Genomic DNA, 16,233 nt, shown 5'->3' with positions numbered 1-16,233 from the left:
TCATACAAATATAATAAAAAAGGAAATCTTACGATTCCCTTTTTTATTATCCTTTTATTTTAAGTTTCATTCCTGGTTGCAGGTTTTCGTCTTTTATATCATTTAATTTTTTAATATAGGCAACTGTAGTATTATGCTTTTTTGAAATACTAAACAGCGAGTCTCCTTTTTGCACGACATATAATTTTTGTTCTTCGTATTTGCTTTTTTTCTTAGTTTCTTTTTTAGAAACCTCTGCAACAACTTCTAATACTTTTTCAATTTTAAGCTTGGTTCCTACTTTTATAACATTGTCCTCTAGATCATTCCATTGCTTTAAATCATCAATGGTAACGTCATTTTTTTTAGCAATTAACGAAATATTATCTCCTTTTTTGATGGTGTAAAAAGCGGTTTCGGTACTTGGTTTTACAACTTCATTTGCAATAGCAAGGCTTGTAGCATTAGAAAGTTTTAGCTTATCGCCTAATTTAATGTTAGCGTCTTTTAGGTTATTCCATTTTTTTAAATCGGCTACATATAATTTGTTTTCTTTTGCAATGCTGCTTAGTGTTTCTCCTTGTTTTACAATATGGTCGAGAACAACAGCAGTCTTTTCGAGAACTGCGTCTGCTTTTGCCATTTTTTCTTTTCTAATTATTTCCTTTTTAGAAACTGGCTTATCAAGTACAGCAACTGTTTTTTCTACGGTTGATTCTGATTTTAATTCAAGGTTAGCATCTAAAGTAGGTTTTTTAACTTTTTGAACAACTGCAATTCTCTCATCGATAATAATTTTTAGACTTTTACCTAATTGAACATTATTACTTTTCAGATGGTTCCATTTTTTTAAATCCGACATAGCAATATTATATTTTCTGGCAATATCGCTAAGATTGTCTCCGCTTTTTACTTTGTAAAATTTAGTTTTAGAAACGTTTTTTATAATGGTTTTAGTTTCAACCAAAACTTCTGCTACCTCATTATTTTGGGTAATAGAATTATTCATAATTTTAGCTTTCGGTTTTTCGGCAAAAGGTCTTTCTCGGTTTTTCTCTTCGTAATTTACATAGGCATACATTTTGTCTTCGTTTGAAGCAAAAATGGCTATTTTGTCTTTTGGCAAGCACAAAAAGTGGGTTTCATTTGTTACATACGGAATGACTTTCATTTTATACGAAGGATTTAGAAACTCTATTTGAGCCTCTGGCATGTCTAATAATTGTGAGATTTGCTTAAAAGACATTTTACTTTTTATGGCGATAGTATCTGTAGCAAAATGGTTTGCAATTGCTTTTTCTGGCATTATGCCGTGTTCTTTATGGTATTCGAAAATATACATTGTGGCAAGAAACATAGGAACATAAGCTGCTGTTTCTCTTGGCAAAAATTTCTTGATATTCCAAAAATTTTGGTGTCCTCCTGAGCGTCTAATGGCTTTAGTTACATTTCCTGCTCCCGAATTATATGAGGCAAGAACCAATTCCCAGTCGCCAAAAATCTTGTACATATTACTCATATATTGGGCAGCGGCTTCACTTGCTTTTAGGGCGTCGCTACGTTCGTCTATATAAGAATTTACACGAAGTTTGTATTGCTTTCCGGTTTGGTACATAAACTGCCACAAACCTGTTGCACCTACTCTAGAAACTGCCTTTGGATTTAATGCAGATTCGACAATAGCAAGGTATTTTATTTCTAATGGTACATTATATTTTGCCATGGCTTCTTCGAACATGGGAAAATAATATTGAGAAATTCCCAATAGTCGCTGAAAAGAACGTTTTCTGTTTTTAAGAAATGATTTGATAATGTTTTCTAAACCTACATTGTATTCGATATTAAATGGCGATTTCTCATCCATTAATCTTAATCTTTCTTTTAAAAGTTCTGTTGATAATTCGAAATCTACTTTTTCATCAAGGTTAATATTTTTTAAATCAGCTAATAATTCTTTAGAAATATCTTCATTGGTAAGTTCTTTAAAACATTTTTCATCTACACAAGCTGACATTTCATCTATTACATAAGTGGTTTTTAATGAGTCTAGAAATGAGAGTTTTAGCTCAGGTTTTTTTATAGAATCATGTAAAACAATATCTTGAGCGAATATATTTGTGATAGAAAATAGAAGTAGTAAAAAAGTAAATTTTTTATATGTCATAAAAGTAGGTTTTATAAAGCATTATATTTCAATACGTTGCGATTGGATACAAACATAAAGTCTTAAAACGAAAAAAAAGTAAAAATATTGTTAAAGTTGTGTTTTCTAGTCTAAAATAGCTGCAATTCCTGGCAAAACCCTTCCTTCTAGCATTTCTAACATGGCACCACCGCCCGTAGAAACGTAGCTCATCTTGTCTTCTAGACCAAATTGTTTTACTGCGGCAACGCTATCGCCTCCTCCTACAAGAGAAAATGCACCATTTTTAGTAGCTTCGGCAATAAAATGACCTAATTGAATGGTTCCGTTTGCAAAATTTGACATTTCGAAAACACCTAATGGTCCGTTCCAAAGTATCGTTTTTGATTCAAGGATTACTTTTTTGATGCTTTCTAATGATTTTGGTCCAGCATCTAAACCTTGCCAACCGTCAGGAATATTATTGATATCGATAATTTGAGTTTCTGCTTCGTTAGAAAATGAATTGGCAGCAACAACATCGACTGGAAGATGTATTTGTACATTTTTTTCTTTCGCCAAACGCAAAATTTCTAATGCTAGTTCGATTTTATCGTCTTCACAAAGTGAATTACCAATTTTTCCACCCAATGCTTTTATGAAAGTAAAAGTCATTCCGCCTCCAATAATCATGTGGTCTACTTTGTCTAGAATATTTTCGATTACGGTAATTTTTGAAGAAACTTTGCTTCCGCCCAAAACTGCTGTAACTGGTTTTTCGCTGTTTTTAAGTACTTTATTTATGCTTTCTATTTCTTTGGCCAAAAGTGCTCCAAAGCATTTGTAATCAGGGAAAAACTGTGCGATTATTGTGGTAGAAGCGTGTGCTCTGTGTGCTGTACCAAAGGCATCATTTACATAAATATCGCCTAGTTTTGCTAGTTTCTTCGAAAATTCGATATCGCCCGCTTCTTCTTCGTTATAGAATCGAAGGTTTTCTAGTAATAAAACTTCTCCTGGTTTTAAATTTAATGCAGCCTTTTCTGTTTCTTCACCAATACAATTTGGAGAAAACTGAACCGAAATTCCTAAAATTTGGGATACTTTAGCTACAATATGTTGTAATGAAAACTGAGCTTGAACTCCTTTTGGTCTTCCTAAATGCGACATTAGAATTACGCTTCCACCATCGGCAAGAATTTTATTTATTGTTGGTTTTGCCGCTTCGATACGGGAGGCATCGGTAACATTGTGGCTTTCATTTAAGGGGACATTAAAATCTACTCTTATTAGGGCTTTTTTGTTATGGAAGTTGAAGTCGTAAATTGTTTTCATGCTTTTGTATTGTGTGTTAGCTTTGTGTTGTTTAAATTTTTGAACCACTAAGTTATTAAGAAATATTAAGTTTTGTACTTAATTTAACTTAATAATTTAATGGTTCTTTTTTTTTAATATTAAAAAATCTAATTGTCGTTATTCTCTTTTTGTGTACAAGGACAATTGCTTGCTTTTTGTAAGAAATCGAAGCCTAAGGTTACCATGTGCGTTCCGGAGTTATAGGCTGACAATTCGTTTAGTGTTAGCTGGTAGGAATAACCCATATAGAAGCCTTCTTTTTTAAGTCCTAGCATTGGCCCTACGGTGAGTGGTTTCATGGGTTGGTCGTTAAGAAAACGATAGGTGGCGCCTACCCAGAAATAACCTGTTCGTTGGTTGTCTAAATACCTTAGTTTAACATTCAAATCGGTGCTGGAACGCCCGTCACTTTGAAAATACTGAAGGAATGCAGATGGTTCTATTTCGGTTCTGCTATCTCTGTTTCCTCTAAAGGTGTATCCGGTATAAACTTGGTAATTTCTTAACAAATTAGGTTCTAAGTTTATTGGCGATGATTTAAATTTTTCGATATTTTTATTTAACACGTTAGAGGTACTAAAAGCGATATAGAAAGCTTTTTTTCTGTACAACAAACTAACATCAAAATTATCATTTCCTGTATATCTGTCGTTTAGGACCAAAGGGTTGTAATCTAAATTTTGTGTATCAATTCTAAAACTATTAAAGTTATAAGAGAGACCAAAAGATAAATATTGTTTAGAATAATAATCTAAGATAATATGGTGTGCAAACGAAAGTTTTAGACCTGTTTGTCTTGTATATCCATTTTTATCGTTGTATATAGAAAGTCCTATTCCTGATTGTTTGGCTATTCTAAAATCGGCATATAATCCTTGATTTCTAGGAGCATCTTTGATACCAACCCATTGTGCAAAACCGTTTAATCTTATCCTAAAATTATCTCCTATTCCGGCGTACACTGGTGCAATAACAAAAGGGTTGTCTGCCAGATATTGTGTGGCTGGCGGTACATTTAACTCTTGTGCAAAATTCTTTGTAAACGATAGTAAAACAATCGCAATCAGGAACTTTTTCATTTTAAATATTTTATTTAGTGATATTATCATAGTTCTCGAATTAAAATTATCTGTACAATGTGAAGTGTCCAACAAATTCATCAGAATTTCTATCATCTACTTTTACTACATACCAGTAATCTCCTGATGGTAATTCTTGTCCGTTATACTTACCGTACCATTTTTGACCTTCTGGCAATTCGACTACTAAACGACCGTATCTATCATAAACTCTAATCATTAGATTAGGGTAATTAGAAGTATTTAGTGGTGCCCATCCGCTGCCATCGGCTGGTGTATAAACATTAGGAATGGTAATTGGGACAAAAGTTTTTGGAAAAGTTTTTTCATCATAACATCCGTCGCTATCGGTTACTTTAACTGTATAAACGCCAGTTTCGGTTATAATATAACTATTGGTGCCGTTATTATGTCCGTTGAAAGTATATGAATTTCCGCCTGATCCTCCTGTAGAAGTAGCAACAATTTCATTAAGACCTCCATTACTTACTGTTAATACAATTGGTGCTTCTACAGTAAACATCACTCGTTTAATACAACCCGCAACATTAACATCAACATAATGTAATCCAGGTGTAAGTCCTGTATATATACTAGTCGAATTATACGCTACACCATCTAAACTATAAGTGGCTACTTGGTTTCTTGGTGTACTGTTTACATCAACGCTATACTCACGTGCGTTCAGAACACAATCATGGTTTACTATTGGAGTAAAATTTGCTGGTTTGTTTAAAACAACAACTATATTTTCTGTACAACCATTTTTATCTTTAATATAAACCTTATGTGTACCTCCATTAAGTGCTGTAAAACTAAATACTGTTTGCCCAACAGATCCTAAAGTAAATGGTCCTGTACTGCTATCTAAACTAACACTGTAGTCAGGATTACCTCCTGCAATAGTAATACTAAAGGAAGCTGTATCTCCTAAACATAATGCTTGTACAACTGGGGTATTAAGCCTTGCAGCTATTGGCTCTGGTCGTTTGATAAATAAATTTGTCAAATCGGCCGGACAACCCGATGGTCCATTTTGCAAATGAATAGAATAGAAATCTGAATACACAACTGGTATTACTCCTGGCGCAGACGAAACTGTGTTAGAAGGCAAATTAGCTATTGTAGCATACCACACTAACGGATCAAACGAAGTGATCGGATTAGTTACAGGTGGCGTTTGCGTAACCGGCAACTGTAAAGTTTGTGAACTATAAACTACAGGGTTTGATGTTGTAATATAATATTCTAATGGCCCTGGCCCTACATAACCTTTTATTTTTAGTATAATTTGACCATCTCTGCTTCCAAAACAAGTAACTGGCAACTCTGAAAAACTTGAAACCTCAAATTTTATAGGCCCTGCAATTACTACAGAAATAGGCGGTATGTTACAATTTCCACTTACAACAGCAACTTGATAATTACCTGCTGGCAAACTTGCAAAACTTCCTGTTGCATTGGTTACCACCGCACCTGTAACAATATTAGTTAAGGTATAAACATAGTTACCCAAAGCCCCTTGAGCAACAACATTAATAACACCAGTATCGCCAAAACAATTTAAGTTAGTCTGTGATGTAGATAATAATTTTAGTACCAATGGCTCTAAAGCCGTAATTTTTACATCTCCTGAAGCCAAGCTCTTACAACCATTTGCATCTTGAATATAATAGCTGTACGTTCCAGCATTTAAACCCGATATGAGTATTGATGGGTTAAACGAACCAATAAACGAACCTGCAATTCCTGTAGCACTATAACTATACGGAGGTGTTCCGCCAGAACCTGTTAGAGTAACTGAGGCACTACCTGGTGCACAAGTTAAAATATTAGTTTGTGTTAAACTTGCACTTACAACAGTTGGTTGCGCAATAACAATTGGGAAATTGTTAGAACAATTCCAACCATCTCTTATTTCAATATCATAATTACCCACAGCAAGGTTAGGAATGGTTACCGTACCACTAGCAGGCATTGGGAATGCACCAGATTGAATAGTAGGCAAGGGTCCTTTTATTGTGTAAGAATAATTACTTCCTTGACCACCAACAATATTTGAAATTGTTATTGAAGTTTTATCTCCAAAACAAGCAAGATTAGGAGTTGCAGCAGCAACGCTTGCATTTATTATTGTTGGGTTGGTTAATATAATATTAGTAGATGGTAATTTACAACCTCTACCGTCTTTTACAAAAACAGTATAAGTACCCGCTGTTAGTCCTATAAATTGCGGATTGGCATTGTACGCTGTAACTATTGATGCACCTATTTGAAGTTGAAATTCGTAAGGAGCACCCCAACCACCAGTGGCTGATGCAGTAATTGTTCCGTTGTTATTTGCCCCTACACAAGTTATAGGCGAGCTTGTAGTGGCAATTGCTAAGCCACTTGTTGGTCCAGAAATTGTGAAATTTTTGGTTACCGAACATCTTGGTGGATTAACCAATGTAACATTTGCTGTATATATTCCTGAAGTTAAACCAGTAATTGTTAATGGTCCTGCACTAGCACTAACTCCTGAAGCAACTGTTGCGCCAAGGCTATTTAAAATCGTGTAATTAAATGATCCAGCATCGTTTGTTGGTGTTACATCATCATCTATAATTGTAATGTTTGCACTTCCGTTATTATCTGCAATACAAGTAACATCGACTATATTATTAATTAATAAAGAGAATGTATTTGGATTGAAAACATAATGTACCGTTTGCACACTACATCCTGTTACTGTGTTTAATACTGTGATTAGGTAATTTCCAATTGTTAATCCAGCAAATGTTGGTGTGTTTTGTGTTACATTATACGGAATTGTATTTGTTGGATACCCCGTAACAGTATAACTGAAAACCGGAGGTACGCCACCAGCAACAGCCACCGAAACAGTAATTTGCTCATTTGTAGTACAAGTAATTGGATTATTTACAACAACTGTAGGATTACTTATAGATATATAAGGATTTATTACAGCAGTAGCAGTTCCTAAACAACCTTTACTATCAGAAACATTAATAGTATAAATACCTCCAGCAGCATTTGATGTAGAATAGGTGTTGCTCGACCCAGTTTGTAATACAACACCACCCAGTACAAATTCATAATTTGTATAAACTCCTGAACCACCTGTAATACCCGATACTGCAATAGTAGCAAGGTTTACTGTATTTGTCCCTGCAGCACAACCAAATTGGGTTATGGTCGCTGGTGGCACAACGATAGGATTAGGTGTTCCCACAATAACATTATTGTCTATTAGTTTACAAGTTCTACCTGAAACAACCTCGATGGTATATGTTCCCGCTGGCAATCCTGTAAACACATTTGATGACTGAATAATTGTAGTAACTGGACCAGCAGTTATCTGATATGTGTAAGGTGGATTATCGCTTAATCCTGTTAAGTTAACAGTAATTGTTCCGTTTGTTCCGCCACTACAAGTTACATCTTTAGGAACGGTACTAAATGTAACAGGAGTTGGTACAGTAAGACAAAATGGAGTATTAGCACTACAACCCGTAGCCGAATCTGTTACTCTAATGATATAACATGCAGCTGGCTGGCTTGTAAATACAGGAATAGCTTGTGGCCCTGCAAGTACTACCGAAGCGTTTGATAATAAAGTATAAGTATAATTTGCTGGTGCAGAACCGCCAGAAGCACTTGCGGTAATTGTACCATTGTTATTGAAACAAGTTGGTTGAGTTGTAAATACTGCCGAAACAATAAGTGGTGTTAGTATCGTTACCGAAACTGTATTTCCACAACCGTTTTTATCTTTAACCTGTACTGTATGTACACCTGATGACAATCCTGAAATTATAAACGGAGTTGTATTGGCTACAAAAGCACCGCCATCTATACTAAAAGTATAAGGTGGCATACCTGCTGTAGGCATGGCAACATTAATTTTATACGTTCCTTGAGCCACACAAGCATCTACTAAATTGGCAGTAATAATTGGTGAAGGGTCTAGTCCTATTGTAACTGGAACAGTTTTAATACAACCGTAAGCATCTCTAACATACACGTCGTATGTACCGCTTTCTCCATTAAATGTATTAGTTGCTGTCCAAGCTCCTGGCAAAGTAGCAGTTGGAGCTGAACTTCCTGTTGGTAAATATTGATACAAATATGGTCCAGTTCCTCCCGAAACGGTAGGAGTAATAACTCCTGCATTTACATTACAATTATCATTTGTAGTAGTTGCAGATAATACCAAATCTGTTGCAGATTCTAAAATATCAAACTTTCCGAAAGTTTTACCACAACCTCCATTTGTACCGTCAAGCTCTCTTACTAAAATAGTATATGTACCTACAGGTAATGGCACTGTTGTATATGGAAAAGTAAATGGTGAGCTTATAGTAATTGGAATTGGACTTCCAAATGGTAAGTTAGTAAATGAATTCATAACTTGATAGGTAAATTGAGTAACTCCAGCTGACATACCAGCTAAAGTAAAGGATAAAGTACCATCAGCCGCTCCTTTGCATGACACATTTTTAGGAGTTACCACCGCAGTTAGTGTAGAGTTAGTATTTGTTACTGGAGCAGTATGAAAATAATAACAATTCGAAATAATATCTCTAACCACAATTGTATATGTTGCCCCAGGAATTAAACCGGTAAAGGTATAAGATGGTGGTGTTCCGGGAACAGCATTAAAGAAATTTAATGAATATGGTGAATTCATTTGAGTGACAATACCAAATTGATATGGTCCTGCACTTGTAATTCCGCCTGAAATTGTAGCAGTCAAACTTGCTCCTGCACCACATGTAGCAATACTTGAAATTGCAAAAGTTAGTCCACCAGGAGGACTTGCCATGGCGAGATTAGATTTTACAATCGTACAACCATTTGCATCTGTAACACTCAAATTATACAATCCAAAATCTATATTTGGGAAACAATAAGCAGCACCCAATGGTTCGATGTGGGTTTGTGCCGGATTTCCTCCTGTTAAATCTACCAAAGTATAAGTATATGGTGCAACACCTCCTGATAATCCGTTTACACAAATAGAACCTAAAGTATAAGTTGTTCCTGAACCACAAATAATAGAATTTACAACCGCAGTATAAGCAATTTGTAAAGGTGCTGTTATGGTAACACTGCCACTTTTAGTACAAAATTTAGCATCTCTTACAATATATGAATATGTTCCTGCCGCTAATCCAGAATAAGTTGTTGTAGAAGTAAAAGGCCCTACCCCATTCCACTGAATAACATAAGGAGCAACCCCACCAGATGGTGTAATTGTTACACTTCCTGCGGTATCGCCAAAACATTTATTATTTACTTGTGTGTTTGTTTCGGCTACTGGAACAAGTGCATTTATAGTATATACAGTAGAGGATACGGTACAACCTTTGGTATCTTTAACCAAAAACTGATAAGTACCCGCAACTGATGTCGAATAAGTAAATGTTGAACCAACAATTGGGAAAACGGTAGGATTTAGAACGGTATTAAAAATAACTTGATAGCTATACCCCGGATAACCGCCTGTTATAGCTGTTGCAGTAATAACAGCATTAGGCGAAGCGGTACAATCTAAATCTTTAGTAAGTACTGTACTTAATGCAAGTTGTGGGTTTATAGTTTGAGTAAACGGAACTAAATTTTTACAGCCATTGGCATCTAAAACACTAATGGTATAAGTAGCAAGTACTAAATTAGCAAAAGTATGACTATTAGTAGGGGTGTTACTGGCCTGATAAGGACCACCGTTAATACTAAACGAATAAGGTGCCAGCCCTCCTGAGGCAGTAACTACGAGTGTAGATCCGCTTGTAGCCAGATAACAAAAATCTGATGGCGGTGCCACACTTAAAGCCAAAGTAGGCAATGTAGGGGCAACAACATTTATAACTTGCGAGGTCCCTGTACAGTTTCTTGAATCCTTCACAATAACAACATAACTTCCTGTGGGAACATTTGTAAATATATTATTATTTTGATAAGGAGTAACTATTACTCCACCAGGAGACGTTTGCAATTGGTATTCATGCAATCGAGAACCGCCAGTATATGAAGCAGTTATTGTTGCACCAGTTAAACAAGTAGCTGGTGTTACACTAACAGACACAGCTATAGGTGAAAAATCATCTTTAACTTTTACAATTAAAGAGAAACTACAAGACGCATTGGCAGGGCTACTATCATATCTTACTTTAACATTATAAGTTCCCACAGTCAAATTAGAAATAGTAACTGATGACACTAATGATGTAGTCCAAGGTCCTCCATCTATGCTATATTCAAACCCTGTTGCGGCAAAATTTTGAGCATTGATACTAATAAAACCATCATTTCCTCCAGGACAATTTGGAGAATGAGCTGTAGCTGTAGCAGAAAAAGCTTTCCCACACTCAATATTTATAGGAAAATTAACTGTTTTTACACATGCTATTGGTTGCTGATAAACATTTATATCGTCTATAGCAGCATCGTTTCCACCATAAATAATACTTCCAGATCTTATCTTTAAGGTGAGTGTGGTATTCGCGCCTGGATTTAATGTTAATGATTTTAATTGCCAAGCATTTACTGTATTGTCTATAATTCCTGTGTTTTGAGAAGCAACAACCGTTCCTGACCCATCGACTAATTCTAGTATAAAAGAAGGATCTGCTCCTGTGCTACCCACATTTAATAAATTTGCCAAATAAATATCTACAATTACTGGCATATTTGGTAAAATATTATTAATTATTTTGCTGTATAAAACACCATTAGGCCCTGCTGCCGATCCAATATTTACAGCTAAAAATCTTCCGTTAGGATTTGTTCCGTTTGAGGTGTGATCACGGTAAGGAAACCATCCGCAATTATTAGGGTTCAGTAATGGTGTTACAACATACTGATTATCAACTAAATCCCATGTACCACATGCCGATGCTGGTAAACCATTAATAGGACTAGAGCCACAAGGCTGACCTGCTGGATAAGCTTGAGGATTAAAGCAATAAGCTGCTGCAATTCCTGGTGTAGTGGTATTAGCACCAATACCAAAGTCTTCAAACAATAGGTTACTTGGTGTTGGAATATTTGTAGCTTGATAATTTACCGTTACCGTATGAGGCCCACAAGTAACTGGTGTAAATACATTACTTGTTGGAGGTGTATTAAGTACACCATCTAACAAGTAAGTATAGGCAAAACTACCACCGTTATTGTTTACATTAACTGTAGTTGTTGCAGTTCCGTTACAAGCAAAAACTGGTGGAGCTACTGCTATTGTTGGAGGTGTTGCTGGCGGATCTAATGTTATGCTCATTGAAAAAACACAATTATTAGAATCTTTAATACATATTGTATAAGTGCCAGGCATCAAATAAGCCTGATTAGAAGGACCATATGTTACACAATTATCGAAACTATACGTATAAACTCCAGTACCTCCTTGAGGATTTATAATTCTAACTCTTCCTTCTCCTAAAGGACCACAACCCGCTAATTCTGAAACTCCTGCAGAAGCCGTTAACGCTGCTGCTGGTTGCATTATTATAATAGTAACTGGGGTTGTTAAGCATATTGCGGTACCTAAAGTATATCTAACTATAATAGTATAAGTATTTGCAATTAAATTAGGGAAATTAGGGGTTGGAAAAAAATTAATACCGTCTATACTGTACTCTAAAGTAAACCCATTGGCATTTGTAACATTAAAGTTAATGGCACCTGTGTTACTACCATAACACAAAACATTTGTTTGATTTACGGTATATACTGGTGGTGGTGGTGCTAAAACTGTTATTGATGTATCTACAAAACAGTTGTTTTTATCGAAAATTCTTATATTATATACTCCAGGAACTGGCGCATTTATAATTGGACTAACTTGCATAGGAATATTTACCGCACCTGTAACTTGATATATATATGGGTTAGGAGCAGGATTTGGCGTGCCTCCTACTGGATAAACCGTAATTTCTCCTGCGGCACAAGACAAAGGCTTTGTTAATGCTACTGTTGCCGTAATTGGCGATGGCTGATCAATTACAAACGGAGTGGTAACCGTACAACCATCTTGTGTTGCTACGGTATAAGTATAATTACCCGGAGCTAAATTATTAAATAGTGCACTACTACTATTTGTAGGCCCTACAGTACTAACTAATACAGACCCTGGCATTTTGTTTATCGTAAATGTATATTGTGGTAAAACACCATTTGCAGCTAAATTTATAGTTCCTTTATCGGTACTACAAATAGGTTGTGTAAGAATTGCAGAAGCTGAAAAAACTCTGTTTACAATGGGAATATTTGGTACCGTAAATATACAACCTCCAACTAATCCTATTTTACGAACACAAACAGAATGAACTCCAACTGGAACAGAAGCAAAAACATTACTTGCTTGCCAAGTTGCTGTACAATCTAAACTATATTCATAACCCGCAGGAACGCCTGTAATTGTTATTTTTCCTGGTGAAGTACAAATGGCATCTCTAGGAGTAGCAATTGGGTTTAATGTATTCTGAAAAACGTTAAAATAGAATATACGTGAACAACCATTGGGGAATTTTATGGTTACTCTATATTCTCCTGCTGCTGTGGCATCAAAATTTGACCCTATTACTGGATTAATCCAATGTGTAGCATCACAATTAGTACTAGTATTTGCACAATTAGGATTTACCACTGCGGTACAAGATCCGCCTAAACTTAATTTTTCCCAAGTAATAGAGGTTGCACCCGAAATAGTGGTTTGAATTAGCTTGTGGTCTGCTGCACCACACAAATATATAAGGGGTAAATCTAACCCATCATTAGGACAATTAACGACCGAAGTTGCAAAAGGAATTACTGGATTAGATAATCCAGTACCAAAATCCTTTACCACAAATGTTTGCACAATGCTTCTACAAGGAGCGGTATTAATTATATTATTAACAGTATAAGTTCCTACTTGTGTTACGGTTACAGATTGATTGTTTGTTCCTGACACAGGGGTAATAACTCCTGGCCCGGTCCAGTTATAAGTCTGATACCCTGATGCTGCTGTCATAGTAACTGGATTGTTACCACATAAAGCTACATCTTGGCTAAAGTTACAAGCATCGAGATTAATTAATGTATTAGTAGCATTAGGCACTCCTAGATTACAACGGTCGAAAGCAGAAAGACTAGGACTATCTTGCACATGAGTACCACTTAAAGCACCATCATAACTTGCAAATGCTTGATTTTGTATTAAATTAGAACAAGCATCATCTAATTCTAAACAAGTACAGACTACTTTTACAGGAATAGTAATTGTTTGAGATTGAGCTAATGATTTGACTAAATTATTTGCTACCGTAAAAATTATAACCCTTGTAACAGGATTATATGATTGCACTAAAATACCAGGAGGGAGTACTAATGTTGCGGGATTAAAAGTAATATTTTTAGGCAGTACATCTCTAATGGTAAGATTTACCGCATCATCGTTACCAATATTTTGAAAACTAATTTCATATTTTAAATCCTCGCAGATCCCCACACCCGTATTTGCTATATCTACCCCCGCAAGATTCTTAATTAATTTTGTTATTGAAATTTGAGGCTCTATAATTTCTACACTAAACGCATCGAAAAAATGAAAATAAACATCTCTTCTTGTCCCTATTTGCAGATTAACAGAGGCTACATTATTACCAATTGTTGCATTACCACCATTTGGCACATCTATAATACCACAATCTACCCCTAATGTATTCGTACTATTAGGGACACGAACGCCTACTGGTGTAATACTACTATTGAAAAAATTATCAGTAGCCCTAGTACCTCCAGACATATAATAACCATTAATAGCTAAATAATCTCCAGTAATATTTTGATCTCCTTCTAACGACATAAACGCATACTTAGCCCTTACAGGGCCTACCGCTTTAGTTCGAAAACCAATAATAGGTATATCTAAGACTGCATTACCACCAATACCACTAAATCCTTCATAAGAAACTATAGATTTAGCTGGTAATCCTGGATCTTCATATACAACATATAAGGACCATCCGGCACTTAATCCAGTTCCTGGAGAATCTGTATTAAAACCAGTACTAGACACTAAATTAGCAACAGTATATATACCTGAACCAGAGGCAATAACAAGATTAGTTACATCGGCAGAACAAGCATAGGGCCTGCAACCGGCAATAAGATTAGATCCTGCATCATGAATAATATTTCCTACAATATTATTATAACCTCCAGCTCCAGGGGTCTTAAACTTTATCTTGTTAATATTTGCTCTGCTATCGTTGCCACTTACAATTGCGCCCCAATATAATCTTGCATACACAACCCTACTACATCCTGGAGATAAGAGACTAGGAGGTATGGCTAAGTTTGCGCTACTGGAACAAAATGTGCTTGAATCATTATCGATATCAATATAGCCCATCTGCACACCATTTCCTTGATTAGGATCATTACAAGGAACATTAGGCGTAAATCCTGAACCAGTATCACGATTTAAGGTATTATTCCCAATCATGAGCATATCTCCATGCAGGTCTTTATCGAACTGAATACCAAAAGGCACCCTGTTTTGTGCTGTAATTATACTGGAAAAAAACAGTATTAATATTACAAATATGTATTTTTTTACTTTCATAATAAAAATATTAAATTTTATAATTTTGCTAAATGTATTTATTTTTATTTAATTAATTAACATTTTTTTAGCGTTTTTTTTTTAATAAAACGCTAAAAAACATTAACGCACTTATTTTTCGACCTTCACAATCACCATTTTACCGTTATATGGTTTGCTTCCTTTGCTTTCCATGGCAGTTGTAGCCTCTTGTATTTGGTTTTGTCGATCATAATAAATATAATAATTTCCATTACTTGCGTTATAGAAAAAGTCTATATCTTTTTGACCTGCTTGTATTGCTTTTTTAACGAATGCGTCTCTTTTTGCTACATCTTTGTGTATTGCTATAACAATATAATATCCTTCAGGTATATTATCGTTGTTTTTGATGATTTGTGTACCTGCTTGTTCTTCCCCAAAATCGAAATCTGTTGGTTTATAAGTCTGACCTGTTGGTGCAGTACTTGTTTTTATTTCTTTAAGTGTTTCTCTATCTTTTTGATATTTTGCATCATCACTATCAAATTGTGCTCGCTTGATTCTTCTGCTTTTCTCGATAACTGTTTCGGCCTTAATTGTTTCTAATTTGGTTAATAAATCTGCATTTTGTTTGTCGCTATTTAATTTATCTAGCTTTAATTTTTCAAGACTTTTTAAATTACTTTGATTAACAATATCATTTCTATTAGGCACTTTTTTCAATCTTTCGTTTGTAAGTGTTTCAAACTCTTTGATAAAATTATTTTGATTTTTAGAACTTTCGGCTATTTCGCTTTTCAACGATTCTAATGCTCTATTTGCGGCACTAGTATTTTGAAAGTCTTTGGCTTCGCTCACGATACCTTTATCAGACAAATCATTTACTCTTCTAAGTTCCTTAAGCTCATTATCTTTTGCTTTTGTAATCGAGTCTAATCTAGATAACGATTGCTTCTGATTTTTCTTAGAGTCTTCTAGAACTTGGCTTAGGTTATCTAATTCTTTGTCTTCAGTTGTTTTGGCTTCGTCAATTTTGGCTTTAGCATCGGCTTCCTTACGCAAGCGTTCAGTTGTCTCGTCAGCAAGCGCTTTGGCATCGGCTTCTGCTTTTTCTTTGCGCAAAC

Annotated in this window: 4 protein-coding genes and 1 pseudogene; all 5 read right to left on the bottom strand. The window is 35.3% G+C overall.

The annotated features are described in order from the left end of the window. Positions 1–46 precede the first annotated feature (46 nt). On the bottom strand, positions 47–2,143 hold the full coding sequence (locus B0A57_RS09105) for a LysM peptidoglycan-binding domain-containing protein (RefSeq protein ID WP_011962200.1): 2,097 nt from the start codon (positions 2,141–2,143) through the stop codon (positions 47–49). Between the two features lie 105 nt (positions 2,144–2,248). After that, complete coding sequence (locus tag B0A57_RS09100) at positions 2,249–3,436, bottom strand: phosphoglycerate kinase (RefSeq protein ID WP_034097125.1); 1,188 nt, start codon at positions 3,434–3,436, stop codon at positions 2,249–2,251. A gap of 128 nt (positions 3,437–3,564) precedes the next feature. Then, positions 3,565–4,536: a PorP/SprF family type IX secretion system membrane protein gene (locus B0A57_RS09095; RefSeq protein WP_011962198.1), complete on the bottom strand. Its 972-nt coding sequence runs from the start codon at positions 4,534–4,536 to the stop codon at positions 3,565–3,567. 46 nt (positions 4,537–4,582) lie between these two features. Further along, complete coding sequence (locus B0A57_RS12240) at positions 4,583–15,148, bottom strand: T9SS type B sorting domain-containing protein (RefSeq protein WP_038465761.1); 10,566 nt, start codon at positions 15,146–15,148, stop codon at positions 4,583–4,585. 111 nt (positions 15,149–15,259) lie between these two features. Further along, a pseudogene (locus B0A57_RS09080) lies at positions 15,260–16,233 on the bottom strand (PorP/SprF family type IX secretion system membrane protein); the annotation flags it as partial.

The organism is Flavobacterium psychrophilum DSM 3660 = ATCC 49418 (assembly GCF_002217405.1).
Taxonomy (GTDB): domain Bacteria; phylum Bacteroidota; class Bacteroidia; order Flavobacteriales; family Flavobacteriaceae; genus Flavobacterium; species Flavobacterium psychrophilum.
Note: the sequence above shows the minus strand (reverse complement) of the source record. Positions and strands in the feature narration are given on the sequence as shown.

What these genes read in the sequence shown, in the direction of transcription:
- B0A57_RS09105 (WP_011962200.1), bottom strand. Translation starts at nt 2,143, where the DNA reads ATGACATATAAAAAATTTACTTTTTTACTACTTCTATTTTCTATCACA.
- B0A57_RS09100 (WP_034097125.1), bottom strand. Translation starts at nt 3,436, where the DNA reads ATGAAAACAATTTACGACTTCAACTTCCATAACAAAAAAGCCCTAATA.
- B0A57_RS09095 (WP_011962198.1), bottom strand. Translation starts at nt 4,536, where the DNA reads ATGAAAAAGTTCCTGATTGCGATTGTTTTACTATCGTTTACAAAGAAT.
- B0A57_RS12240 (WP_038465761.1), bottom strand. Translation starts at nt 15,148, where the DNA reads ATGAAAGTAAAAAAATACATATTTGTAATATTAATACTGTTTTTTTCC.